This is a genomic window from Flavobacterium proteolyticum (genome assembly GCF_015223105.1).
GTDB classification, from domain to species: Bacteria; Bacteroidota; Bacteroidia; order Flavobacteriales; family Flavobacteriaceae; genus Flavobacterium; species Flavobacterium proteolyticum.
Genome location: NZ_JADFTZ010000001.1, coordinates 1,036,360 through 1,062,896, shown reverse-complemented (window position 1 = coordinate 1,062,896; position 26,537 = coordinate 1,036,360). Strand labels below are relative to the sequence as shown.

The window sequence follows — 26,537 nt, the reverse complement described above, 5'->3', positions numbered from 1 at the left end:
CACCATGTCTAATATAAGAATCACCAAACAATTCAACTTTGAAACAGGTCATGCACTTTATGGTTATGACGGGAAATGTAAAAATGTTCACGGACATAGTTACAAACTGTCAGTTACTGTTATTGGGAAACCTATCAAAGACTCATCAAATGTAAAATTTGGAATGGTAATCGATTTTGGTGATTTGAAAAAAATTGTAAAGGAACAAATTGTTGATATTTTTGATCATGCCACGGTTTTTAATAAAAACACTCCACATATAGAACTAGCTCATGAATTAAAATCAAGAGGGCATGATGTTATTCTAGTAGATTACCAACCTACTAGCGAAAACATGGTAATTGATTTTTCAAATAAAATAAAAAATCTTTTACCTGAAAACATAAAACTACATTCCTTACGTTTGCAAGAAACTGAGACTTCTTTTGCAGAATGGTTTGCTAGTGATAATGATTAGCAAATCTAAATTACAAGTGCGTCCCTATAATGGAGACTTTGCTGTTTTTGGCTTTTTAATTATAGTTTTAATTTTATTGTCACCATAAAATTGTATCATTACAAAAGCGCCAATTAAACTTGAAGCAACGCCTTCAAAAAACAAAACGCCACAATACTGAATGATATTTATTTTTCCAACAAAAAAGAAAGTATCAGACAATGTTGTTAAATAGCTTTCTCCTCCTTTTATATAGATGAATGCGATTAAACCAACTATTCCAAGGAAAACGCCTAACACTCCTGTTACAAATCCAGAAAATAGATTTTCAAAATAGTCCATTTTCCCTTTATCGTAATTATACTTAATTGTTTTATGAATTCCGTATAAAACTATAAAAGCGTTTAACGAGCGTAAGTAATTTTTACTTGCCAATCCTAAAAAATCCATTAATAGGAAAAACAATCCGATACCTAAAAAAATTAGGTATGCATTTTTTAATACTGTTCTATTTTTCATGATTTCCAGAGTTTAGACTAATAAAATTACAAATTTTAATCTAAACTACTGAAAATCAATATATAAAAATAAGTTAAATTAAAAACGATTATCGCCGTCAAGCATTCTTCCTAATCCTCCAAGTAAACTTCCCTCTTCTCTACTGCTTCCACCAGCTTTAGGTGCCGATGCTATAATTCTATCTGCTAAACGAGTAAATGGTAACGATTGAATATAAACAATTCCAGGACCACGAAGCGTTGCAAAGAAAATCCCTTCACCTCCAAAAATGGTGTTTTTAATTCCACCAACAAATTCGATATCATAATCTACATCTTTGGTAAATCCAACTAAACAACCCGTATCAACACGTAATAATTCTCCTGACTGCAAGTCTTTTCGAGCTAAAGTTCCTCCTGAGTGAACAAAAGCCATTCCATCTCCTTCAATTTTTTGCATGATAAAACCTTCGCCTCCAAATAACCCAGTTCCAATTTTTCTAGAAAATTCAATTCCTACCGCAACACCTTTAGCAGCGCATAAAAACGAATCTTTTTGACAAATAAATTTTCCTCCAAATTGACGTAAATCTATTGGAACAATTTTTCCGGGATAAGGTGAAGCAAAAGAAACTTTACGTTTTCCAAATCCTTGATTTTGATAGGCGGTCATAAACAAACTTTCTCCTGTTAAAACGCGTTTACCTGCCGACAATAATTTACCAAAAATTCCTGATTGTTGTTCTTGACTTCCATCACCAAAAATAGTTTCCATTTTAATTCCATCTTCCATCATCATAAAACTCCCAGCTTCCGCAATAACAACTTCTTGGGGATCTAATTCGATTTCAACATATTGCATTTCTTCACCATAAATATGGTAATCAATTTCGTGTGCTTGCATAATTTTAATTTTTAATAATTAGTCGAACACCTATTTAAAATGTTACTACAAAAACAAAAAACCGAAAACAATAGTGCTTTCGGTTTTTAAATTACAACTAGAATAAATTATTTCATTAACTCGGATAATTTTAACGTTTTTCCGCACATATCGGCTGTAATTTTAAAGATCACATCTCCTTTTTTACCTTCATTTGCCCAACACACTTCTTTTCCTACGTTACAACCAATACTAGTTTTTGAACCTTTATTTAAAGAAACAAAACCTGTCCCGGTGTGAATCGAAATTTTGTCTTTGGAATCATTAATCAAACTAAAACTGCTACTTAAAACAAATTTTTTCGTAACTTCATTTTCTAAATAACATCCGTCAACACTAACAAACGATGAAAAGAAAGCTAAACTAAAAAGCAAAATTATTTTTTTCATATTTCTATTTTTTACAAAGTGAAAGTTACTAATTTTTTATTATTCTTTGGTTATTTATTTTACCATCAGTAGTTTTTACTTGTATTAAATAAATTCCGTTAGATAAATTAGAAACATCTATTGTACTTTTGTTAGAATGTAAAACAACTTGACCTTGTAATGAAAAAACAATAACTTGCTCTATATCTATCTCACTATCAATATTTATTATCGAGTTGCTTGGATTAGGGTAAACACTCAAGGTTTTGGGTTGGACAAAGTCGTCTGAACTTAAAGTTGTTTCGGAATTTAAACCTACTAAATAAACCGATTCGTAATTTCCTTTATAAGTCGTAAATGCACCTCCTACAAGAGCTTTCCCATCAGCCAATTGTTCTATAGTATTTACTGCATTGTTAAAACCAGTTCCTGTATTAAAAGTAGTATCTTTACTACCATCTGTATTTAAGCGGATGGTTCTATTTTCGGTAACACCTTTATAGGTAGTGAAATTTCCGCCTACTAAAATTTTGCCATCATTTTGAATTTCTATTGCACTTACACTATTATTAAAACCTGTTCCCGTGTTAAAGGAAGCATCTTTTGTCCCATCTGAATTCAATTTAACAATTCCTACTTCGGCAATTCCTTTGTAAGTAATGAAATCACCTCCAACTAAAATTTTACCATCGTTTTGAATTTCTATTGCACTTACATTATTATTAAAACCTGTTCCTATGTTAAAAGAACCATCTTTTGTCCCATCTGTATTTAAGCGAATGAGTCTGTTTTCTGAAATACCATTGTAAGAAGTAAAACCTCCTCCTATTATAATTTTATTATCAGCTTGTTGATTAGTAGTCATAACAACAATATTAAACCCAGTACCTGTGTTAAAAGAAGTATCTTCTGTACCATCTGAATTCAAACAGATAATTCTATTCTTAGTTATTCCTTTATAAGAAGTAAAAGCCCCTCCTACAAGTATTTTTCCACTTGTTAATTGTTTGATAGTATAAACAATATCATTAAACCCTGCTCCTATGCCAAAAGAAGTGTCTTTTGTTCCATCAGCATTTAAACGAATAATTCTATTTTCGGTAACACCGTTGTAACTTGTAAAATCACCTCCAACTAAAATTTTACCATCGTTTTGAATTTCTATTGCCCTTATACTATTATTAAAACCAGTTCCTATGTTAAAAGAATCATCTTTTGTTCCATCAGTATTTAACCGTATAATTCTATTGGTACTTGTTCTTTTATAGGTTGTAAAAGAGCCTCCTACAAGTATTTTACCATCAGCTTGTTGTTTTGTTGTGTTAACAATATTATTAAATCCGTCACCTGTATTAAAGGTAGTATCATTTGTTCCATCTGTATTAAGGCGAATGAATTTATTTTCAAAAATTCCCTTATAAGTAGTAAAATTTCCGCCTATTAAAATTTTACCGTCAGCTTGTTGTACTATAACCCACGGATAGTTATTAAAACCCGTTCCTGAGTTAAAAGTTGCATCTTTTGTTCCATCTGTATTTAAACGGATAATTTTTGTTTCAGTAACACCTTTGTAGGCATTAAAAGAACCTCCTATTACGATTTTATCATCGGCCTGAATATTAATTGTGTAAACAGTAGCGTCAAATCCAGTTCCTACATTAAAAGCAGTGTCTTTTGTTCCATCGGCATTTAAACGAATAATTCTGTTTTGTGTTACACCTTTGTAACCAGTAAATGAACCTCCTAATATAATTTTACCATCAACTTGTTGTTCTATTGTATAAACGGCATTGTTACATCCTGTTCCAGTGGCAAAAGTAGTGTCTTTAGTGCCATCAGTATTTAAACGAATAATCCTATTTTCGGTAACACCTTTATAAGTAGTAAAATCTCCACCTGCAACAATTTTACCATCGGTTTGTAATTTAATCGTAAAAACTGTAAAGTCAAATCCTGCTCCAGTACTAAAAGTAGTATCTTTAGTGCCATCAGGATTCAAACGAATAATCCCTTTTTCGGTAATTCCATTATACATGGAAAACTGTCCGCCTATTACAATTTTACCATCAGTTTGTAATGCAAGTGAATAAATAACGTTATTAAAACCTGTACCAATGCTAAAAGAAGTATCTTTTGTCCCATCCTCATTTAATCGAATAATTCTATTTTCAGTAACACCTTTATAGGTAGTAAAATTTCCCGCCACTAGAATTTTACCATCAGATTGTTTCTTAATTGCGCAAACAGTTGCATTAAAACCTGAACCAATGTTAAATGACGTATCTTTAGATCCATCAGGATTCAAACGAATAATTCCATTTTCAGTAATGCCTTTAAAATTGGTATAATCTCCACCAATCAAAATTTTACCATCTACTTGTATTTCAATAGCTCTTACAACATTATTAAAACCAGAGTAGTACCCAAAATTTTGCGAAATATCTCCAGGATTTTGCGCATTAATTGTGAAGCAGATAAATAAACTTAAAATGTGTAATAGTTTTTTCATAAGTAAGAAATTTGTTTGGTCAAATCTCCTACTTATATAAACCACTTTCTCCTATTTTTTTCTGAATCATCGGCTTTTCTTTCTAAACCGACATTTATTTAAAACAAATCTTGAATCAATTGCATGAATTCGTCTTTCTTTTCTTTTGCAATGGGAATGGTTTTGTTATTTTCCATAATTAAATGAAAACCATCTTTTTTAGAAAGTTCTTTTATGTATTTCAAATTCACTAAAAAAGAACGGTGTGGTTTGTAGAAAATAGGTTTGTCTTCCAACTGGTCTACAAAGTGCTTCATGGGTTTACAAATGAGTTGCGATTCATTATTTTTCATATACACTTTGGTATACATACCATCGGCTTCAAACAAAATAATATCGTCGTGCGACACAAATAGAATTCCTTTTGGTACTTCTAAAATCATTTTATTTAACGACAATTGTTGAAACACTCTTTTCAAATCGTCTAATCGATTGTTGATGCTTTTTGATTCGATATTCTTTTTGGCTTTTTCAATGGCACTTTTTAATTCCAAAACATCTACTGGTTTTAAAATATAATCTACTGCCGAAAGCTTAAATGCCTGAATAGCATAATCGTTATAAGCCGTTACAAAAATGATTTGAAAATTCATTTCATGAGGCTCAAAAAAATCGACTATTTGTAAACCCGAATGTTTTGGCATCTCAATATCTAAAAACACAATATCGGGTTGGTGTTCTTTAATTAAAGCCACACCTGTTTCCAAATCATTCGCCTCTAATTGGAGAGTAATATCAGAGCAATTTTCGGTTAATAATGTACTTATTAATCGTCTTGCTTTATTTTCGTCGTCTATAATTATAACTTTCATTTTTTTATTCTTTATTTCACTACGTTAGAGGCATTGCAATTACAACCTTTGTGCCGAGTGCATTCATATTTACATCTTGTAAATCTTCAATAGTTACAGTTGTCTTGTTCTTTTTTGTTTTATTGATTAACTCAACTCTTCTTTGATTAGCCGTGGTAGCAAACGATTTATGCGAATGGGATCTCGACGAATTCAATTGAACTGAAGCTGTTCTACCTATTCCGTTATCTTCAATCGCACAAATGAGCATTTCTTTAGTAGCACTTAAATCAAAACTTACAGTAAGAATTCGATTTTCTTTTTTATGAAGTAATCCGTGTTTCAAAGCATTCTCGACATAAGGTTGAATGAATAACGACGGAACTTTGCTATTTTTTAAATCTAAATCTTTAGCAACATGAATCGAATATTGCAGTGTATCTTCGAATCGGTCTTTTTCTAATTCTAAATACAATTGCAATGCTTTTAATTCCTCTTCTAACGGAACTTCACTCAATCGACTATGTTCTAAATAAATACGAATTAATCTTGAAAACTTAACCAAGAAAGCACTCGCGGTTTCTTTTTCATTCGTAACGATATATTCCTGAATCGAATTCAAAGCATTAAAAATAAAATGCGGATTCATTTGGGAACGCAGATTTTCCAATTGTGAAAAAACCAATTCTTTATCCATTTCGGCTTTTTCTAAGGCAATTTTCTTTTCTTTTTCGATTCTTTGCAATCTTACTTTGAAATACATCCAACTTAACGTAATTACACCCGCAATTACCGAGAAATAAAACCACCACTTTTGCCAAAAAGGCGCTTGAACTATTATCGATGTTGAAATGGGTGAAGATGCAATTCCGTTAGCATTAATTGCTTTCACAGAAAACGTATAATTTCCCGCTGGCAAACTGGAATATCGTACAAAATCATTTCCTTTTTCCAAGGTTAACCAATTCGTATTCAGGCCTTGCATTTTGTATTGATACTGAATACTTTCGTTCGATTGAAATCCATTGGTATTAAAACTAAATTTAATGGCATTTTGATCGTAATCTAACTCATAATTTAGTTGTAAAATGGTATCCTTTTCTTGAATAGACACTGAAGTGAAATACACACTAGGTTGCAACAATTTTTTGAACCCTTTGGCTCTATCGATACTATAAATTCCTTTGTTGGATGACAAGAAAATCGTGTTATCTATAATTTCAATATCGGAAATCGTATAACTTTCTAATCCATCATTTCGAGTGAGATTTTTAAACGTTTTATCTTTCGTGTTATAACACTGAACTCCTTTATCGGTGGCAATCCACAACTCGTTATGACTACTTTTTAACTTGTTAATTTGGTTCGACAAAAGACCATTATTCGTACCTAAAACTGCAACTACTTTTTGATTTTGAATTCCAATAATTCCATCATTAAAAGTCGCTACCCAGATTGTTCCATCACTTGTTTCTTGAATATCTAAAGCTAAAATGGGCTTGTTGTTATTTCGAATAGTAAAAGAGTTGTTTTGAGTATCAAATTGCATCAATTCATCAACGAAACCAACATAATTAGCATTGTATTTTGAACTGTAAAAAGACGCATAAGCACGCTTGAAACGAATATCATTTTTAATTTCCAATCCTTTCTTTTCAACAAAACGGGGAATTTGAATAACCAACTTACCTGTTCCAATTTTTACTGTTTCAAAAGGATTTTTCATAACAGTTGCCCTATCATAACTTGCGTTTAACAAATCGTTATTAGCGGAAATTGAGATGCTTTTTGAAGAAACAAAAAAGGAAACTTTATGAATTTCGTTTCGATTTAGATTCCATATATACGATTGGTTATCCTGACTTATAAAAATACTTTTAAAGGTAGGATTGTAGAGAATTTGGGCCACTTTTGCATTGGAATCTAAAGAAAACTGCGTCCATTTGTTATTTTTTTTGTCCCAAAATCCGATTTTACCATCTGTAGTTCCGTAAACCAAATAATTAGATTCTACATTACAAAGTGTTGCAATTTGATTCGAAATTCCATTGAAATCTTCTTTTTGGATATAAATATTTGGCATAACAAAAACACCATTTCGAAGCGATGTAAACCAATAATTATTATTTTTATCCTTGATAATTTTTGTGATATACTCATCTTTTAAATAAGTAGCTTTATACGCTATTTTATCACCTGAAATCGTACAAACCATCACACCTTGATTGGTACAAAACCATAACAAATCATCGCTTTTAATTACATTAACGATGACTTTATTTACTAACTCTTTTGGAACGGAGCATTCCTTAAATGAATTGCTCGTATCATTTTTAATAAAAAAGTGTTGTTTTCCTTCAAAATTGGAAGAAAAGAAAATCCCGTTATTTAGATTACAAAACGCATTATTAGTTGTTTGAATTCTTTTGTTCGAAAACGTAAAAACAGATTTTATTTTTTTATTTTCAAAGATTTTAATTTGATTGTCAAATGTAAAATAAAGTTGGTTTTTGTAATGGAAAGGATAACCATAATAAGGCGAAGCTGATGAAGTATCTTTAATTACATTTTGCTTTTTTGTAGCTACATCAATAACAAAAACTCCTTTTTCAGAAAAAGCAATCAATTGATTTTGAATTACTTCAAATTCGGGAAGTTGACCTTTTAGTTCGTCTTTTAAATCAGTAAACAAAGTCATTTTCCCATTTTTTATATAGAAAAACTGACCCGAAATGGTATTGCACCAAATTCTTCCTTCCGCATCTTCAAACAAACCAAAAACCGATAACCCTCTTTTTTGTGGATGAGAAAAGTTTAAAAATGTTTTTCCATCATATCGAAACAAACCTTTGTCGGCGGCTAACCAAACAAAACCGTTTTTGTCTTCCAAAACATCGTAAAATTCGATATCAGGCAAACCATCTTTTTCTGTTAACTGAATAGTAACAGGCTGCTGTGCCCAGAATTGGACAGCAAACAACAGCAAAATAAATGGAAGAAATTTACTTTTCAAAACTCAGATTAAACCATAAAAGTAGTAGAATCCGATGAAAAATTAGAAATAAACTTTTTAAAACCTGTGAATTTCTTTCTAAAACGATTATATAAATATTAAAATTTACCCAAAACCGATTTTCGAATTAACGAATTAAATAATTTATATCCTAATAAACGTCTAATAAAACTCATAAAATTAGCATCAAAGCCAATGGTGTATCTTTTAAAATTTTTCTTAGGGTTTTCTGCAATATTCAATAAAGTTTTAGTAATTATTGGTGTTAGATTGGTGTTTTTCTTTGTCTTTTTGTGTAAAATTGCAGTCACTTTATCCATTAACCTATTGTAAGATTCTATTATCGTGGCGTTACATTTTGTCACATTAGCCTGAAAAGAAGTAGGTGCATTACCAAATTGAACCGTACTAACGCTAATATTAAAATCTAAAAGTTCATATGCCATGCATTCTGAGAAACTTTCTACTGCCTGCTTTGTAGAGTGATAAAAACTTCCTAAAGGTAAGTTAACCAATCCCGCAATGGATGAAATTGTAATGAATTGCCCAAAATTTTGTTCTCTAAAAACGGGTATAAAAGCTCTACACACTTTAACAGCGCCCAACCAATTAACATTAACAATGTTATCAATTTTATTATCTTCAGACAACTCCACAAAACTTCTGTAGCCTAAACCAGCATTGTTTAAAACAACATTAATGGTTTTGTGGTTATTTAAAATTTTATCTTTTGCTTTTGTAATACTTTGAGAAGATGTCACATCGAGTTCATAGCAAAAAACATTGGGAATCGTATCTAAATCATCCGCTAAATCAAGTGAAATCATAGTAGCAATTACCGTCCAATTATTATTTGCAAAATATAAGGCAGTTTCTTTCCCAATTCCGCTTGAAGCACCTGTGATAAGTATAGTTTTTTTCAAATTTGTATTTTTAATAATCCAATTTCACGTAACCAATTTCACGACTTATTCTTGCTTTTCTACGATTAATGTATGATGATGAATTTGAAGCTTTGTATTTTCTTGGATTTGGAAGAATAGCTGCAATACCAGCCGCTTCATAACGGGTTAAACTAGCGGCATCTTTTCTGTACCAATGTTTTGCTGCAGCTTCTGCTCCATAAACACCATCTCCCATTTCGATACTATTAAGATAAACCTCCATAATACGCTTTTTACCCCAAATTAGTTCTATTAAAACCGTATAATATGCTTCTAAACCTTTACGAACATAACTTCTACCTTGCCAAAGAAAAACATTTTTTGCGGTTTGTTGTGAGATCGTACTTCCGCCTTTTAAACGTTTCCCTTTCTGATTATTCTTGAAAGCCTTTTGCATTGCTTCAAAATCAAAACCAGAATGTTCTAAAAACCGACCATCTTCACTAGCGATAACTGCTTTTTGAAGGTTTAATGAAATTTCATCAATTGGCACCCATTCGTGACTGCATGTCATTTCTTTCCCGGCTTCATTATGTTCTAAAGCGCGCATACCCATTAAAGGTGTAAACGGAACTGGAACAAATTTGAAAAGTAAAACAACCGAAAAACTAATGATATTGAACCATAAAAAGAGCAACCAAAAGAAACGTAATATCTTTTGCCCTGTAGTTCTTTTTTTAGCTGGTGCTTTTGGTGATTTATTTTTTGTAGTAGTTTTTTTTGTCATTCTATATTAAATCTGCTAATTCTTGTCCGACCAAACTGCCAATGGCAACTCCCATTCCGCCCATACGAACTCCGCAATAAACGTTATTTGAAAGTTGTTCCACTATAGGTTTTTTATGTATTCCCACACCCATAGTGCCGCTCCATCGGTGTTCGATTTCGAACTCCTGATGAGGCAAAATTACCTTTTTTAATAACTCTTCCAAACGATTTTGAATCAATTCGGTTGTATCATGAGAAGTTGTAGTTTCTCCTTCGAAATCTAAGTTTCTTCCGCCGCCAAAAAGAATTCTATCGTTTATATTTCTGAAATAAAAATAGCCTTTGTCTAAATGGAAAGTACCTTTAATATCTAAATTCGGAATTGGTTTTGTGATTAAAACTTGCGCCCGAGCTGGTTTTACTTGATTATTTGTGAGTTGTGATGCAAAACCATTTGTGGTGAATAATAATTTATTGGTTTTGAATATAATCCCATTGGTTTCTACCTCAACACCATCGTGTACTTCTTGAAAATTCGTTACGGTTTGAGAGTTTAAAATCAGGATATCATTTTGATATACTTTTTTTAACAAAGCTTGCATCATATTTCCAGTATCGATTTGCGCTTCAAACGGATTGAAAATCAAATTTTCGAAAATACTTCCAAAATTAAATCGATCGACTTCTTTCGAAAAAACATCGGTTTTGAAAAGCGGTTTTATAATATCGTTAATGAATGGGATTTTCTGAATGCATTCGTTATAAAACGATTCGTCTTCTTTTAAGAATAATTCGTAGCCGCCATAAGGTTTCAAATCAATGACTGAATCGCCGAGATTTTTTCGAAGCAATTGTAAACCAGCATATCGTTTTTGAATGAGTTGAATGACTTCTTCTTCGGTATGGGTTTTTAAATCGTCTATGATTTCGGAAATACTTCCAAAGCAAGCAAAACCTGCATTTTTTGTACTCGCACCTTGAGGTAAAACCCCTTTTTCAAGAATTAAAATTTTTGCCGAAGGAAATCTTTCACGCAACGCTAATGCGGTATGTAAGCCTACAATTCCACTACCTACGATAGTAAAATCTACGTTTGAAAACCAATTTTTTATTTCCCAATAACTGAGTTGCATTATTCTTGAGTATTTGCTGACTTTCTTCTAGATTTAATGGCTTTCATTATCAATGGAAATGAAGTCACAGCAATTAAAATTAAGATTATTGTTTCAATATGTTTCTTTAAATCGATACCAAATTCCTCATTAAATAATCCGTATAAATAATGACCTGCAAAAACCAAAAGAAAGGACCACAGAAGGGAACTTAACACGTTATAAAACATGAATTTGCTTTTCTCCATGTGAACAATTCCAGCTATAATAGGTACAAATGTTCTAACAATTGGTAAAAAACGAGCAAAAATAATAGCTTTTCCACCATGTTTTTCGAAGAAAGCTTGCGACTCGTATAAATATTTCTTCTTAAAAAAGAAACTATCTTGTTTGTTGTATAAAAATTGTCCACTAGTGGCGCCAAACCAATACCCAAAGATATTCCCTAAAGTTGCAGCAGTTGCAATTAATAAAGCTAAAATGGTGACGTTAGATAAATCACTTGGAATCATGAAAAAGGTTTCAACTAATTCACGACTATAAATTCCGGACAGAAACAAAAGACTATCTCCTGGAAGAAAAAATCCAGCAAACAAACCCGTTTCAGCAAAGACGATGAATAAAACCATGTAAATCCCAATAGGAATTCCTCCTACTTCCATAGTGATGTAGAACTCGGGATTAAAAAGTTTAGTCCAGTGAAAATTATCCATGATGCTCTTCTGGTTTAGATTCCCATTTATCGATTGCTGCAGTTGACAATGCATTTCCTAAAACGTTTGTCATACTCCTTGCCATATCACAAAAATGGTCAATTGGTAAAATTAATGCAATTCCTTCAGGCGGAATACCAAACATAGCACAAGTTGCCACAACCACAATTAAAGAAGCTCTTGGAACGCCAGCCACACCTTTACTCGTCAACATTAAAACCAATAACATAGTTAATTGCTCACCTATTGACATATCGATTCCATATACTTGGGCTATGAAAATACTGGCAAATGTCATATACATCATACTTCCATCTAAGTTAAATGAATAACCAAGAGGTAATGTAAATGATACTATTTTTGGTTGACAACCAAAGCGCTCTAATTCTTCAACCATTTTTGGAAATACTGCTTCACTACTAGTAGTTGAAAAGGCAATTAACAAAGGACTTTTGATTCTTTCTAATAAGACAAACAATCGCTTTCCTAAAATTAAATATCCTACAAACAATAGCAATAACCAAAGAACTAATATACCAACAAAAAAGGCACCTAAATATTTTGCGTATAACGTAAATACTTCAAAACCATGTTTAGCAATTGCGCCTGCAACAGCTCCTAAAACTCCTAACGGCGCGGTCCACATAATATAGGTAACCATTTTTAAAACTACGTGAGATACTGTATCTAATAATTTTAAAATAGGTTTTGCTTCTTTTTTTGAAAAAGCAGCCAAAGCGACACCAAATAAGATAGAAAAAATTACGATTTGTAAAATTTCATTGGTTGCCAAAGCTTCAAACAAACTTTTTGGAATAACGTGCTTCACAAATTCTTCTAATGAAAACCCTTTAGAATTTTCTAATAATTCAGACGCACTAGAAGTATCTTCTAACTTGATAGAAGTTCCTTTTCCTGGTGCAAAAAAGTTAACTAACACCATTCCAAGAAGTAAAGAAATCAACGATGCAGAAATAAACCAAGCCATTGCCTTTCCTCCAACACGACCAACCATCTTCATGTCGCCCATTTTTGCAATTCCAACCACTAAAGTTGAAAAAACTAATGGAGCTATAATCATTTGAACTAATCGGATAAATATGGTTCCAAGAAGTTTTATATTTTTTGAAAAAGCATCAATTGAATCTGGAAACTGGTAATGTACGATTCCACCTAATGCAACACCAATTATTAATGAAATAATGATTAAAACAAATAATTTATTATTCTTCACAATCTATAATTTTAAGATTGTGAAAATAAGTATATTTTTTAAACCTTAAAATGATTATGTAATATTATTTTGAAGTTGTGTTTAAAATTACAAAAACAAACGTTTTACTTTAAAAGTAAAATAACCAATAATTTATTAACATATGTTTAATTATTTTATTTTAAAATTACAAATATGCTATTTTTTAAATATTTTTTTTTAATTATTCGTATTGCAATATTAAAAAACTTAAATATATTTGCTCAACTAAAACCCAAACTATAACTTATGAAACAAAAATTTCTCTTTATTGCTTTATTAGCAACTACGAGTTTCCTACAAGCTCAAGATAAAGGAACCTTTTGGAAAACAGCTCAAAGCAAAAGCAAAGTGGCTTTGGAAAGTAAATTAGACCTTCCAGAAAAACAACTTTTAGATTTAGATGTTCCAGCAGCAGCAAATTTTTTAAAAAATGCTCCCAATCGTTTTTCTAATCAAAATTCAAATGTAATTCTTGCTTTACCTAATCCTGATGGGACAATGGAAAATTTCAAAATTTATGAAAATTCCAACATGGAACCTGAATTAGCAGCAAGATATCCAGAAATCAAATCGTATATTGGGATTGGAATTGACAATCCAACTGCAAGTGCTTACATCAGTACTTCGCCACTTGGATTCAAATCTATGGTGTTAAACCCAGGGAAACCGGCGGTATTTGTAGAGCCTTTTTCTCAAGATTTACAAACCTATACGGTTTACACCAAATCTGATAAAAGAACGGCTTTCACTAAATTCGAATGTTCTGTTTTAGACAGAATAACTCCTACAGATGGCAATAATTTAAGACCAAATGCAGATGATGGAAGTTTGAGAACTTTCCGTTTAGCAATGTCTGTTACTGGTGAATATACCGCTTATTTTGGAGGTACAAAAGCGCAAGCTTTAGCAGCTATTAACAACACAATGACACGTGTTAATGGTGTTTTCGAAAAAGACTTTAACGCTAGAATGGTGTTAATTTCAAATACTGACTTAGTAATTTACACAAGTGCTTCAACGGATCCGTATTCAGCATCAAGTTCGATGTCAAACTGGAACCAACAATTACAAACTACTCTAACAAATACAATTGGAAATGCTAATTATGATATTGGTCACTTATTTGGCGCAACTGGTGGTGGTGGAAATGCAGGTTGTATTGGTTGTGTTTGTGTGAATCCAACTTCTACTGTTCCACTAGGAAAAGGAAGTGGTTACACTTCACCAGCTAACGGAGTTCCTTCAGGGGACGCTTTTGATATTGATTATGTAGCTCATGAAATGGGTCACCAATTTGGAGCTAACCACACTTTCTCTATGAATAACGAAGGAACAGGTGCTAATATGGAGCCTGGTTCTGGTTCAACCATCATGGGATATGCTGGAATTACAAGTCAAGACATTCAAATGAATTCTGACCCATATTTTCATGCAATCAGCATCCAACAAGTAACGAATAACATCAAAACAAAAACTTGTCCAACCATCACTGCAACAGGAAATTCAGTTCCTACAGCAAATGCAGGATTAGATTATACGATTCCAAAAAGCACTCCATTCATGTTAACAGGTTCTGGAACCGATGCTAATGGCGATGCTTTGACTTACATTTGGGAACAATTTGACAATGCTTCTTCAACTCAAACTGGAGCAAGCTCTGCGGCAAGTGCAACTAAAACATCTGGACCAACATTCAGATCATACAGCCCATCAACATCAACAACAAGATATTTTCCTAGAATGCAATCTGTATTAACAGGTGCTACTACTACTTCGGGTTCTGAAATTGTAGTAGAAGCTTTACCTTCTGTGGCAAGAACCATGAATTTTAGATTTACTGTGAGAGACAACAGAGCAGGTGGTTCAACAAATAACAGTGACGACATGATTGTTACAGTTAATGCAACTGCTGGCCCATTTACTGTAACTGCACCAAATACTGCGGTTTCATATGTGGGTGGTTCATCTCAAACCATTACTTGGAACGTAGCAGGGACAACTGCAAATGGTGTAAACTGTGCTAATGTTGATATTTTAATCTCAACTAACGGAGGTACAACTTGGTCAACATTATTAGCAGCTACTCCAAATGATGGAACTCAAGCGGTTACTATTCCAAATACAGCCGGGACTCAAAACAGAATTATGATTAAAGGAACAAATCATATTTTCTTTGATGTATCCAATACAAATTTCACAATTACTGCTGGAACTTCTGACACAACAGCTCCTTCAACTCCAACTAACTTAACAGCTTCTGGAACTACTCAAACAAGTACTAATTTGTCTTGGACTGCTTCAACTGATAATGTTGGTGTAACTGGTTATGATGTTTATAGAGGAACTACTTTACTTACAACAGTTACTGGTACAACTTATACTGCTACAGGATTAACAGCTTCAACAGCTTATTCATTCACAGTTAGAGCTAAAGATGCTGCTGGAAACATCTCAGCTTCAAGTAACACCGTAAACGTAACAACTTTAGCTAACACAACTGATACAACTGCACCATCAACTCCAACATTATCTGCTTCAGGAACTACTCAAACAAGCACTAACTTGTCTTGGACAGCTGCAACTGATAACGTAGGTGTAACAGGTTATAACGTATATAGAGGAACAACTTTACTTACAACAGTTACTGGAAATACATATACTGCAACTGGATTAACAGCTTCAACTGCTTATTCATTTACAGTTAGAGCTAAAGATGCTGCTGGAAATATCTCAGCTTCAAGTAACACCGTAAACGTAACAACTTTAGCAAATACAACAGTAACGTATTGTGCTTCTCAAGGAAATAGCACAGCTGACGAGAGAATTGGAAGAGTACAATTTGGAACTATTAACAATGCTTCTACAGGAACTGCTGGTTACGAAAACTTTACAGCAATTTCAACAAATGCTGTTAGAGGAACTGCATACACAATTACTATTACTCCATCTTGGACAAGTACTGTTTACAGTGAAGGTTATGCTGTATTTATCGATTACAATAACGATGGTGATTTCGTTGATGCTGGAGAAACAGTATTTACTAAAGCTGCTTCAACAACAACTCCTGCAACTGGAAGTTTCACAATTCCTGCAACAACAACAGTAGGAGCGAAAAGAATGAGAGTTTCTATGAAATATAATGGTATACCAACATCATGCGAAGCTTTCTCATACGGACAAGTAGAAGATTACACCATTAACGTAACTTCAACTGCTAAAGAGGTTAATACAACACCATTAACTTTCAGTTTATATCCAAATCCTGTAAAAGGAGACGTGTTAAACATTTCAGACTTTGAAGGCGAAGCTTCTTACAGAATTTTCAGCGCTATGGGTCAAGATTTAGGTAATGGAAAAGTAGAAAACAACGCTATCAATGTGGGTCACTTAGCGACAGGAACTTACATGATTGAAGTTACTACTGCTAATGGAACAAACATGAAACGTTTCATCAAACAATAATTCCAGTAAATGGAAATCTAAAAACCGCTCAGTAATTGAGCGGTTTTTTTATGCGTTTAATTTTGTATTTTTATACCATTAATATTTACAAACATGAAAAAATTAGCCTTACTAATTACTTGTATTATGAGTATAACTGCCGCAAGCGCACAAAACGTAATGACTCCCGAAACCTTATGGCAATTAGGAAGAGTTACGCCTTTAGGAATTTCAAAAGATGGAAAACTTTTAGTTTACAAAGTGGGAACACCTTCTGTGGAAGAAAACAAAATCAATTCAAAATATTATACAATTCCTGTTCAAGGTGGAACTGCTACTTTGGTGGAAGATTACAAATCGTTATTAGCTGATAAAAATGTCTCTCCTGATGGAAAAAACCTTTTATTTTCGAAAGAAGTAAAAGTAGAAAAGTTATTAGGAAAAGACCTTTATCCTGAATTATCAAAAACTACTGCTCAAGTTTATACTGGATTAGATTATCGTCATTGGGATACTTGGAATGATGGAACGCACAATCATGTTTTCTATTCCGAAAATAAAAAAGATGCCGTTGGAATTGACATTATGCCAAACGAACCTTATGATGCTCCTCAAAAACCTTTTGGTGGTGATGAAGATTATGTTTGGTCTCCAGACGGGACAAAAATCATCTACGTTTGTAAAAAGAAAGCCGGAACAGCTTATGCAACCAGCACCAACACCGATTTATACGAATACGATTTAGCAACAAAAATCACAAAAAACCTTACCGAAGGTAATTTAGGTTACGACACCCATCCAATTTTTTCTCCACTTGGGGAATTGAGTTGGTTACAAATGAAACGCGATGGTTTTGAAGCGGATAAAAATGATATTATTATTAAACACAATAAAACGTTTGTTAATCTTACTGAGAACTGGGATGGAACTATAGACAGTTTTATTTGGAGTAAGGATGGAAAAAAAGTATATTTCATTGCACCAATCAAAGGAACAAAACAACTTTTTGAAGTAACCTATATAGGCGTTACTTTAGGGAATTATAAAGTTAAACAAATTACAGATGGTGATTTTGATGTAAATGCGATTGTAGGTTTTTCAGGAACTTCTGTTTTAGTGACTCGAAATGATATGAACCATGCGCCAGAAATATATTCGTATGATTTAGCTAAGAAAACTTGGAAACAAATTACCAAAGTAAATGATGAAGCTTACGCTAAAATCGCTTCTTGTAAAACAGAAAAACGTTGGGTTACGACTACCGATGGTAAAAAAATGTTGGTTTGGGTAATTTTACCTCCAAATTTCGATAAAACTAAAAAATATCCAGCGCTTTTATACTGCCAAGGCGGACCACAAAGTGCGTTGACACAATCGTATTCTTTCCGTTGGAATTTCCAATTAATGGCTTCGCAAGGCTATGTAATTGTAGCACCAAATCGTAGAGGAATGCCAGGACACGGAACGGCTTGGAACGAACAAATTTCAGGTGATTGGGGCGGACAAGTTATGGATGATTACTTAGCTGCAATTGATGATGTAGCAAAAGAATCGTACGTAGACAAAACACGTTTAGGTGCTGTGGGTGCGAGTTATGGCGGATATTCTGTTTTCTATTTAGCTGGAATTCACAAAAATCGTTTCAAAACATTCATTTCGCACTGTGGTATTTTCAATACAGAAAGTATGTATGGAACTACAGAAGAAGTTTTCTTTACGAATTGGGATTCAGGTGGTGCTTATTGGGAAAAAGATAATGCAAAAGCACAAAAAACGTATAACGAATTCAATCCAATTAAGTTAATTAACAATTGGAATACACCGATTTTAATTATCCAAGGCGGAAAAGATTACCGTGTACCAATTGGACAAGGACAAGAAGCTTTTCAAGCGGCTCAATTAAAAGGAATTAAAAGTAAATTCTTATTGTTCCCAGATGAAAACCATTGGGTATTAAAACCTCAAAATGCCTTAGTTTGGCAAAAAGAATTTTTTGGTTGGTTGAAAGAAACACTTTAAAAGTTCAAGGGCAAGAGCAAGTTCAATTTTCAAATTGTTCTTGTTCTTGAATTTGATTTTTGACCTTGAAAATGATGCCATTCGAAGACATAGAACTCACCATCAAAACCTTTCATAAGCATGGCTTAACGAAAGAGGCAGCGTTATGGCTTTTAAAAGTATATGAATTAGAACATCCAAATTTTGCTGGTTTTGAATTTAGAGAAGCCGCAAAACCCGATTTTATTTTAATGACTGCCGAAGGTGAAATTGGAGGCACACAAATTATACGAATTCCAGAAAACACGTTTGAATTTCCATTGGTTTTGATGTTGAATTTATTGGCACATGAAATGATGCACGTAAAACAAAAAGCACCAGAAATAGCCATGCAAGATAAAAACGAGCGCGAATGGCAAGCTTATTACGAAATGTTGTTTCACAAAGAATTCCCTTTAATTCCAAAAGCTTCGGTGCATCATCAAAAGTTTTTTGCTGAAAAAGCGATGATTTATTACAATCGTTCAGAAAAAGAAGCCAATCCGTTGCGATTGAAATATGAAAATCAGAAACTAGAAATTGACGAATTAATTAAAAGTTTAGGATAAAAAAAAGCGATTTCAATTTGAAATCGCTTTTTTAGTTTTTATTCTTGAGGGTCTTTCATTACAAAAGATTCCATGAATTTTGTAGTATAATTTCCAGCCACATAATCTGGTTCGTCCATTAACTGTCTGTGGAATGGAATTGTGGTTTTGATTCCTTCAATTACGAACTCATCTAAAGCACGCTTCATTTTATTGATAGCCTCTTCTCTAGTTTGAGCAGTTGTAATTAACTTAGCAATCATAGAGTCATAATTTGGCGGAATTGTATATCCAGCGTAAACGTGTGTATCTAAACGTACTCCGTGTCCTCCTGGCGCGTGTAAAACCGTAATTTTACCTGGCGAAGGACGGAAATCGTTATAAGGATCTTCAGCGTTAATACGACATTCTATAGAATGTAATTGTGGATAGTAGTTTTTACCAGAAATTGGCACACCAGCCGCAACTAAAATTTGCTCACGAATTAAATCGTAATCAATAACTTGCTCTGTAATTGGATGCTCTACTTGGATACGAGTATTCATTTCCATGAAGTAGAAATTTCTGTGTTTGTCAACTAAGAATTCAACGGTTCCAGCACCTTCATATTTGATATATTCTGCTGCTTTAACTGCTGCTGTACCCATTTTTTCACGCAATTCATCTGTCATGAATGGTGAAGGAGTTTCCTCCGTTAATTTTTGGTGACGACGTTGAACCGAACAATCTCTTTCTGATAAGTGACACGCTTTTCCAAAAGAATCTCCAACAACTTGAATTTCGATATGACGTGGCTCTTCAATAAGCTTTTCCATGTACATACCATCATTTCCGAAGGCTGCAGCTGCTTCAATACGTGCACTTTCCCAAGCTTTTTCTAGTTCTTCTTCTTTCCAAATAGCACGCATACCTTTACCACCACCACCTGCAGTAGCTTTCATCATTACTGGGTAACCGATTTCTTTTGCTATTTTTTTAGCTTGTTCAAATGACTCTAAAATCCCTTCAGAACCTGGAACACATGGAACTCCAGCTTCAATCATCGTTGATTTTGCCGTAGCTTTGTCTCCCATTTTTTCAATCATTTCTGGAGAAGCACCAATAAACTTGATACCATGCTCTTGACAAATTTTTGAAAACTTTGCATTCTCAGATAAGAATCCGTATCCTGGGTGAATAGCGTCTGCATTTGTAATCTCAGCAGCAGCTATAATATTTGACATTTTTAAGTAAGAATCCTTACTTGGTGCAGGTCCAATACAAACCGCTTCATCAGCAAATTTTACGTGCAAACTTTCCGCATCAACAGTTGAATAAACCGCAACTGTTTTAATACCCATTTCTCTACAAGTTCTAATTACACGTAGTGCAATTTCACCTCTATTGGCAATTAATATTTTTTTAAACATGTACTTTATAATTAGACAATTAGACAATCTGTCAATTAGACAATTATGAAGCGAAATGATTTTCGACTTCTAACCTCTAATTTCTAACTTTATTAAGATGGATCAACTAAGAATAATGGTTGATCAAATTCAACTGGAGATGAATCATCTACTAAAACTTTTACAATTTTACCAGAAACTTCAGATTCGATTTCGTTGAATAATTTCATTGCTTCAATCACACAAAGAACATCTCCTTTTCCGATAGTTGAACCTACTTCTACAAACATTGGTTTGTCTGGAGCTGGTTTTCTATAGAAAGTACCAATGATTGGCGATTTTACTGTAATATATTTTGCATTATCATCAGCTGCTGGAGTTGCTGCTGGAGCATCTGCAACCACTGGAGCTGCTGCTATTTGTGGAGCTGCCATTTGAGGCGCTGCTTGCATAGGCATTTGCTGTACATAAGTTGTTGTACTTTCTGTTCCTTCAGCAGTTGTTTTTATGGTGATTTTAAAATCGTCCATTTCTAATTTTACTTCTGTAGCACCTGATTTAGCTACAAATTTGATTAGGTTTTGAATCTCTCTAATATCCATAATATTTGATTTAGTTTAGTTTTGTTATTATTTAGTGTAAGCCCATTTTAAATAGATAGCACCCCATGTGAATCCGCCACCAAAAGCTGCAAAGATAATGTTATCTCCTTTTTTCAATTGGTTTTCAAAATCTGATAATAATAATGGTAGGGTTGCCGAAGTGGTATTTCCGTATTTTTGAATGTTGATTAGAACTTTAGCTTCGTCTAATCCCATTCTATTTGCAGTAGCATCAATAATTCTTCTATTGGCTTGATGAGCCACTAACCAATTGATATCATCATGTGACAAATTGTTGCGCTCCATGATTTTTTCACTCACATCAGCCATTCCAGAAACGGCGTATTTGAAAACCGTTTTTCCATCTTGGAATACAAAATGTTGTTTGTTTTTTACGGTTTCTTCAGAAGCGGGCAAAATAGAACCACCTGCTTCAATTTTTAAGAATTCTCTTCCGATTCCATCACTTTTTAAGATTTCATCTTGAAGACCTAATCCTTCTGTGTTTGGTTCAAACAATACAGCTCCTGCTCCATCACCAAAAATGATGCAAGTAGCTCTGTCAGTATAATCGATAATCGATGACATTTTATCAGAACCTATCAATAAAACTTTTTTGTATTTTCCAGATGCGATATAAGCTGATGCTGCAGACATTCCGTAAAGGAAACTTGAACAAGCGGCTTGTAAATCAAATGCAAATGCATTCGTTGCTCCAATTTGTGTAGCCACATAAACTCCTGTTGAAGCTACTGGCATATCTGGTGTCGCCGTTGCCATAATCACTAAATCGATATCTTTAGGATCTAAATTGGCTTTTTCTAATAAGTTTTGAGCGGCTTTAATTGCCATGAAAGAAGTTCCTTGACCTTCTTCTTTTAACAATCTTCTTTCTTTAATTCCGGTACGAGTGGTAATCCATTCATCATTCGTATCTACTAATGTTTCCAATACTTGATTCGACAAAACAAAGTCGGGAACATAAGAACCTACTGCCGTAATTGCTGCTGTTATTTTATTCATCTTCGATTAATTTTTCCTTCTGAATTTTTAAGATTCAAAAAGTGGTGGAAATTACAAAAAAAATTTCAAACGAATCCTATTCGTTTTTATTAATTTAAAACGAATGGGTACTTAACAAAAAAACTCTCACAATGTGAGAGTTTTCTCTATTTTTTTGTTGATGCAATTAAGCTACTGCTTCATTTTTATCAATTACAACTTGACCTCTGTAGTACATTTTACCTTCATGCCAGTAAGCTCTGTGGTATAAGTGTGCTTCACCAGTAATTGGACATGTTGCGATTTGAGCAACTGTCGCTTTGTAATGTGTTCTTCTCTTATCTCTTCTTGTAGACGACTGTCTTCTCTTAGGATGTGCCATTGTTCTATTTTATTTATCCGTTAATAGTTTTTTTAAATTCTCCCATCTAGGGTCAATATCATTATTTTGTTGTTCTTCTTTTTTGTTTTCTTTTGGAGAAAGCGATTCTAATTTTTCAATTACATCAGACAGCGAACCATCTTTAACACCAGGATGTACTCTTCGTAAAGGAACTGACAATACAATAGATTCATATATATATTGCGCTACATTTACTTGAAATTCACCATGTGGTAAAATGAGCAACTCCTCATTTTCATCATTAAAGGCATCTCCAAACTTAACTAAAAGTTTTAATTTTCCTTTAATTGGCAAATCAAACTCTTCACCCGAAACATCACAAGGCACATTTACAGTTCCTTTGTGTTTAAAATCGAGTTCAAGCATGGTGCTCTTTTTCTCTAAAACAATATCTACTTTAACCGAAACGTCATTAAATTCGTCGTAATCAAAGTTTTTAAAGAACGTATTATCTATTTGATAATCAAACTGATGCTTCCCTATTTTTAATCCCACAAAAGGAATTAAATATTCTTTTAAATTGTTCATAACAACAGTTTTACCTTTTTAAAAGGTGTGCAAAGATATAAAATATTTATAAATTCAAACTAGTTGTAAACATTTTTTTGTTTATAACTGCTTTTCTTTTGTTTTTAAAGGGTTTTTAATCAGCTCTTGATAGTCATTTCTTTTCTTAAAAATATCAATTGCTAAATAAACCGCCTCTTTAAATGACTCGTGATTAGCAACTCCTTTACCTGCAATTTCATATGCAGTTCCGTGATCGGGTGAAGTTCTAATTTTATTTAATCCAGCCGTATAATTGACTCCGTTTCCAAAAGATAATGTTTTGAAAGGAATTAATCCTTGATCATGATACGTTGCAATAACCGCATCATATTTCTCATATTGAGCCGAACCAAAGAAGCCATCTGCCGAAAAAGGCCCAAATACCATATTTCCAGCTTCAAATAATTTTTTCAAGGCCGGTTTGATGATTTTTTCCTCTTCTTGACCAATAACTCCATTATCACCCGAATGTGGATTCAATCCTAAAACAGCCACTTTTGGTTTTTCAATTTCAAAGTCTTGCTTTAACGTTTGAATGATGGTTTTGATTTTACTCGAGATTAATTTTTCATTCAAATGTTTCGCCACTTCATTCACTGGAACGTGATCAGTTAGCAAACCAACACGCAAATCATCGTGAACCATTAGCATTAAAGCATCGCCTTCTAATTCTTTATCCAAATAATCGGTATGACCTGGAAATTTGAATTCTTCTGATTGAATATTATACTTATTAATAGGTGCTGTTACTAAAACATCAACCAAACCTTCTTTTAAAGCTTTTGTTGCAGCAACAAAAGATTTAATTGCATAACTTCCTACTAAATCATCATTTTTACCTAATTCAAGATTTACTCCTTCACGCCAAACATTTAGTACGTTGATTTTTCCAACAACCAATTGCTCTATTTTATCAATTCCGTGAATGGCAATATCAATATTTAATTCTTTTCTCAAAAAAGAAACAATCTTAGCATTTGCAAAAATTACTGGCGTACACAATTCTAACATTCGAGTATCTTCAAATGTTTTTAAAATTACTTCGCTTCCAATACCATTTAAATCTCCAATCGAAATTCCAACAATTATATTTTCTGCTTTTTTAACCATGACAAGTGTGATTTATTGCTTACTTTTGATGTGCAAATTTAGTAAAATTAAATCAGTTATGTTTACCGGAATTATAGAAACCCTTGGAATTATAAAAGAAATCGAAAAAGATCAGGAAAACCTGCATGTAACGGTGGAGTCCGACATTACTCATGAATTAAAAATTGACCAAAGCGTTGCGCATAACGGTATTTGTTTAACGGTAGTGAAAATCGAAAACAAAAATTACACCGTAACCGCTATTAAAGAAACGATTGATAAAACTTCTATTGGGACTTGGAAAGTTGGAGATGTTGTGAATTTAGAACGTGCGATGAAACTTGGCGACAGACTTGACGGACACATTGTTCAAGGCCATGTTGACCAAACTGGAACGTGTACAAACATTAAAGAAGCTAATGGAAGTTGGGTTTTTACATTTGAATACGACGCTTCTTTAAACAATATTACTATTGAAAAAGGTTCAATAACCGTAAACGGAACTAGCTTAACAGTTGTAAATTCAGGATTAAACACCTTTAGCGTTGCCATTATTCCTTACACATTTGACCACACTAATTTTAATACTTTTAAAATTGGCACAAAAGTAAATTTAGAGTTTGATGTTATAGGAAAGTATGTAAGTCGATTAAATGAATTAAGAAAATAAAAAAAAGGCTCTATTTAAGAGCCTTTTTTTGTAGATATATATTTCTTAGATAAATAATAACCAGAAACTAACGCCAAGAAGAACAAAACAACCAATCCTCCATCAATAGGCAAACCAGGTGGCGGTGGTGGAGTTGGCGGCGGAGGTGTTGGATCTGCTGCTAAAACACCTTGAATACTAAAAAGTACTACTAAAATTGTTATAATTTTATTCATAATTGTTCTCATTGGGCGCAAAAGTATAATTTATATCATTCCCTTACTAATAAAAGAAATTATTTAATAATAAGTTAATATTATGTAACACAAACTTATTAGAAAACACGAAAATATAAATATTTTTATACTTTACAAGTTATTTTTAGAAAAAAACTTAAAAAAAACTTAAATTTTGTTAATTGTGAGTTTTTTCTTCTTAAATATTAACAATAAAAGTGGTCCCACCTGGGCTCGAACCAGGGACCACCTGATTATGAGTCAGGTGCTCTAACCAACTGAGCTATAGGACCAGTATTGAAGTTGCAATATTAAGACTAATTTTCAAGGCAACCAAATCTTTTTTTAAACTTTATTTGATTTCTTGACAAAGCTCTATTAGCACGCCATTCGTGCCTTTAGGATGTAAAAATACAACCAATTTATTATCAGCTCCTTTCTTAGGAATCTCATTTAAAATTACAAAACCTTCTTTTTTTAGCCTAATAACCTCTTCATTAATATCATTTACGTCAAAAGCGATGTGATGGATTCCTTCTCCTTTTTTTTCTAAAAATTTAGCAATTGGGCTATCTGGATTTGTTGCTTCTAACAATTCTATTTTATTTGGTCCATTCATAAAAAAAGAGGTTTTAACTCCTTCACTAGCCACTTCTTCTTCCTTGTATGGTGGTTGTCCAAATAATTTTTCAAACAAAACATTTGAAACTTCTAAACTTTTTACAGCTATACCTATATGTTCTATTTTTCTCATCTTATTATTTTTTTTAATGCGAACAAAGTTAACAAAAAACAACAAACGGTTATTCGAGGACATTCATATATAGTACAAAAGAATACGCCTTGATGAATTTTTATGTATTTTTGCACCATGGAAACAAATAGACAAAAAAAAATAGGGGCACTTTTACAAAACGACTTGGTATCGATTTTACAAGGTGAAATCCGTAAAAATAACATTAACAACCTGGTAATTTCGGTTTCAAAAGTAAATGTAACTTCAGATTTATCTATTGCAAAAGTACATTTAAGCGTTTTCCCAACCGATAAAGCTCCAGAAATTTTAGCTGCTGTAAAAAGCAACGCACCACTTATTAAACATGATTTGGCACAACGTGTAAAAAATCAATTACGAAAAGTTCCAAATTTGATTTTCTACATTGATGATAGCTTAGATTACATCGAAAAAATTGATAAAGCACTAACTGGGAAAGAAAATCCAATTGAAAATCCAGATTTATTAGAAAAAAGAAAGAAATCGTAAT

At 33.0% G+C, this 26,537-nt stretch carries 25 protein-coding genes and 1 tRNA gene; 6 read left to right on the top strand and 20 right to left on the bottom strand.

Annotated features, from left to right (window positions below):
- Window positions 1-4: 4 nt before the first annotated feature.
- Window positions 5-457: a 6-pyruvoyl trahydropterin synthase family protein gene (locus IM755_RS04645; protein ID WP_194094069.1), complete on the top strand. Its 453-nt coding sequence runs from the start codon at window positions 5-7 to the stop codon at window positions 455-457.
- 24 nt (window positions 458-481) lie between these two features.
- Here the strand turns inward: IM755_RS04645 and IM755_RS04640 are convergent, their stop codons facing one another.
- The 11 genes from IM755_RS04640 to IM755_RS04590 all read right to left on the bottom strand — a co-directional run bounded on the left by IM755_RS04640 (window position 482) and on the right by IM755_RS04590 (window position 13,310).
- Window positions 482-955, bottom strand: coding sequence for a hypothetical protein (locus tag IM755_RS04640; protein WP_194094067.1), 474 nt, complete (start codon window positions 953-955; stop codon window positions 482-484).
- Window positions 956-1,033: 78 nt separating this feature from the next.
- Complete coding sequence (locus IM755_RS04635) at window positions 1,034-1,837, bottom strand: TIGR00266 family protein (RefSeq protein ID WP_194094065.1); 804 nt, start codon at window positions 1,835-1,837, stop codon at window positions 1,034-1,036.
- Between the two features lie 107 nt (window positions 1,838-1,944).
- Window positions 1,945-2,265, bottom strand: coding sequence for a hypothetical protein (locus IM755_RS04630; RefSeq protein WP_194094063.1), 321 nt, complete (start codon window positions 2,263-2,265; stop codon window positions 1,945-1,947).
- A gap of 28 nt (window positions 2,266-2,293) precedes the next feature.
- Window positions 2,294-4,753: a T9SS type A sorting domain-containing protein gene (locus IM755_RS04625; protein ID WP_194094061.1), complete on the bottom strand. Its 2,460-nt coding sequence runs from the start codon at window positions 4,751-4,753 to the stop codon at window positions 2,294-2,296.
- Window positions 4,754-4,851: 98 nt separating this feature from the next.
- Window positions 4,852-5,604, bottom strand: a complete 753-nt coding sequence (locus IM755_RS04620) for a LytR/AlgR family response regulator transcription factor (protein ID WP_194094059.1) — start codon at window positions 5,602-5,604, stop codon at window positions 4,852-4,854.
- A gap of 19 nt (window positions 5,605-5,623) precedes the next feature.
- A complete protein-coding gene (locus IM755_RS04615; RefSeq protein ID WP_194094057.1) occupies window positions 5,624-8,596 on the bottom strand; it encodes a sensor histidine kinase in 2,973 nt (990 codons plus the stop codon).
- Between the two features lie 98 nt (window positions 8,597-8,694).
- A complete protein-coding gene (locus tag IM755_RS04610) occupies window positions 8,695-9,519 on the bottom strand; it encodes an SDR family NAD(P)-dependent oxidoreductase (RefSeq protein WP_194094055.1) in 825 nt (274 codons plus the stop codon).
- A gap of 10 nt (window positions 9,520-9,529) precedes the next feature.
- Complete coding sequence (gene mtgA, locus IM755_RS04605; protein ID WP_194094053.1) at window positions 9,530-10,267, bottom strand: monofunctional biosynthetic peptidoglycan transglycosylase; 738 nt, start codon at window positions 10,265-10,267, stop codon at window positions 9,530-9,532.
- Window position 10,268: 1 nt separating this feature from the next.
- Window positions 10,269-11,381 (bottom strand): NAD(P)/FAD-dependent oxidoreductase, encoded by a 1,113-nt coding sequence (locus IM755_RS04600; protein ID WP_194094051.1) that lies wholly within the window; start codon window positions 11,379-11,381, stop codon window positions 10,269-10,271.
- Window positions 11,381-12,073, bottom strand: a complete 693-nt coding sequence (locus IM755_RS04595; RefSeq protein ID WP_194094048.1) for a DedA family protein — start codon at window positions 12,071-12,073, stop codon at window positions 11,381-11,383. Before IM755_RS04595 ends, IM755_RS04600 begins: the two co-directional genes overlap by 1 nt.
- On the bottom strand, window positions 12,066-13,310 hold the full coding sequence (locus IM755_RS04590) for a dicarboxylate/amino acid:cation symporter (RefSeq protein ID WP_194094486.1): 1,245 nt from the start codon (window positions 13,308-13,310) through the stop codon (window positions 12,066-12,068). Before IM755_RS04590 ends, IM755_RS04595 begins: the two co-directional genes overlap by 8 nt.
- A 264-nt stretch (window positions 13,311-13,574) precedes the next feature.
- Here IM755_RS04590 and IM755_RS04585 point away from each other — a divergent pair, with 264 nt between their 5' ends.
- From IM755_RS04585 to IM755_RS04575, 3 genes are all read left to right on the top strand, one after another.
- The gene (locus IM755_RS04585) at window positions 13,575-16,790 is read left to right on the top strand and encodes a reprolysin-like metallopeptidase (protein ID WP_194094046.1); all 3,216 of its coding nucleotides are present in this window, start codon (window positions 13,575-13,577) and stop codon (window positions 16,788-16,790) included.
- Window positions 16,791-16,883: 93 nt separating this feature from the next.
- Window positions 16,884-18,788, top strand: a complete 1,905-nt coding sequence (locus IM755_RS04580; protein WP_194094044.1) for a S9 family peptidase — start codon at window positions 16,884-16,886, stop codon at window positions 18,786-18,788.
- A gap of 71 nt (window positions 18,789-18,859) precedes the next feature.
- Window positions 18,860-19,375, top strand: a complete 516-nt coding sequence (locus IM755_RS04575; RefSeq protein ID WP_317172428.1) for a hypothetical protein — start codon at window positions 18,860-18,862, stop codon at window positions 19,373-19,375.
- 38 nt (window positions 19,376-19,413) lie between these two features.
- On the opposite strand, the gene accC is transcribed toward IM755_RS04575, so the two are convergent.
- From accC to pdxA, 6 genes are all read right to left on the bottom strand, one after another.
- Window positions 19,414-20,763, bottom strand: a complete 1,350-nt coding sequence (accC, locus tag IM755_RS04570) for an acetyl-CoA carboxylase biotin carboxylase subunit (RefSeq protein ID WP_194094042.1) — start codon at window positions 20,761-20,763, stop codon at window positions 19,414-19,416.
- Between the two features lie 92 nt (window positions 20,764-20,855).
- Window positions 20,856-21,344: an acetyl-CoA carboxylase biotin carboxyl carrier protein gene (accB, locus tag IM755_RS04565; protein WP_026726015.1), complete on the bottom strand. Its 489-nt coding sequence runs from the start codon at window positions 21,342-21,344 to the stop codon at window positions 20,856-20,858.
- A gap of 27 nt (window positions 21,345-21,371) precedes the next feature.
- Window positions 21,372-22,367 (bottom strand): beta-ketoacyl-ACP synthase III, encoded by a 996-nt coding sequence (locus tag IM755_RS04560; RefSeq protein ID WP_194094040.1) that lies wholly within the window; start codon window positions 22,365-22,367, stop codon window positions 21,372-21,374.
- A 166-nt stretch (window positions 22,368-22,533) separates the two neighbouring features.
- Complete coding sequence (gene rpmF, locus IM755_RS04555) at window positions 22,534-22,728, bottom strand: 50S ribosomal protein L32 (RefSeq protein WP_008255033.1); 195 nt, start codon at window positions 22,726-22,728, stop codon at window positions 22,534-22,536.
- A gap of 9 nt (window positions 22,729-22,737) precedes the next feature.
- On the bottom strand, window positions 22,738-23,277 hold the full coding sequence (locus tag IM755_RS04550; protein ID WP_194094038.1) for a YceD family protein: 540 nt from the start codon (window positions 23,275-23,277) through the stop codon (window positions 22,738-22,740).
- 81 nt (window positions 23,278-23,358) lie between these two features.
- Complete coding sequence (gene pdxA / locus IM755_RS04545; RefSeq protein ID WP_194094036.1) at window positions 23,359-24,408, bottom strand: 4-hydroxythreonine-4-phosphate dehydrogenase PdxA; 1,050 nt, start codon at window positions 24,406-24,408, stop codon at window positions 23,359-23,361.
- Window positions 24,409-24,466: 58 nt separating this feature from the next.
- Here pdxA and IM755_RS04540 point away from each other — a divergent pair, with 58 nt between their 5' ends.
- Entirely contained in the window at window positions 24,467-25,057 is a 591-nt protein-coding gene (locus tag IM755_RS04540; protein WP_194094034.1) for a riboflavin synthase, read from the top strand.
- 14 nt (window positions 25,058-25,071) lie between these two features.
- Here the strand turns inward: IM755_RS04540 and IM755_RS04535 are convergent, their stop codons facing one another.
- The 3 genes from IM755_RS04535 to mce all read right to left on the bottom strand — a co-directional run bounded on the left by IM755_RS04535 (window position 25,072) and on the right by mce (window position 26,026).
- Window positions 25,072-25,272 (bottom strand): hypothetical protein, encoded by a 201-nt coding sequence (locus IM755_RS04535; RefSeq protein WP_194094032.1) that lies wholly within the window; start codon window positions 25,270-25,272, stop codon window positions 25,072-25,074.
- A gap of 219 nt (window positions 25,273-25,491) precedes the next feature.
- Window positions 25,492-25,565, bottom strand: a tRNA-Ile gene (locus IM755_RS04530).
- A gap of 59 nt (window positions 25,566-25,624) precedes the next feature.
- A complete protein-coding gene (mce, locus tag IM755_RS04525) occupies window positions 25,625-26,026 on the bottom strand; it encodes a methylmalonyl-CoA epimerase (protein ID WP_194094030.1) in 402 nt (133 codons plus the stop codon).
- Window positions 26,027-26,143: 117 nt separating this feature from the next.
- Between mce and rbfA the strand changes: the two genes are divergently transcribed.
- On the top strand, window positions 26,144-26,536 hold the full coding sequence (gene rbfA / locus IM755_RS04520) for a 30S ribosome-binding factor RbfA (protein WP_194094027.1): 393 nt from the start codon (window positions 26,144-26,146) through the stop codon (window positions 26,534-26,536).
- Window position 26,537 lies beyond the last annotated feature (1 nt).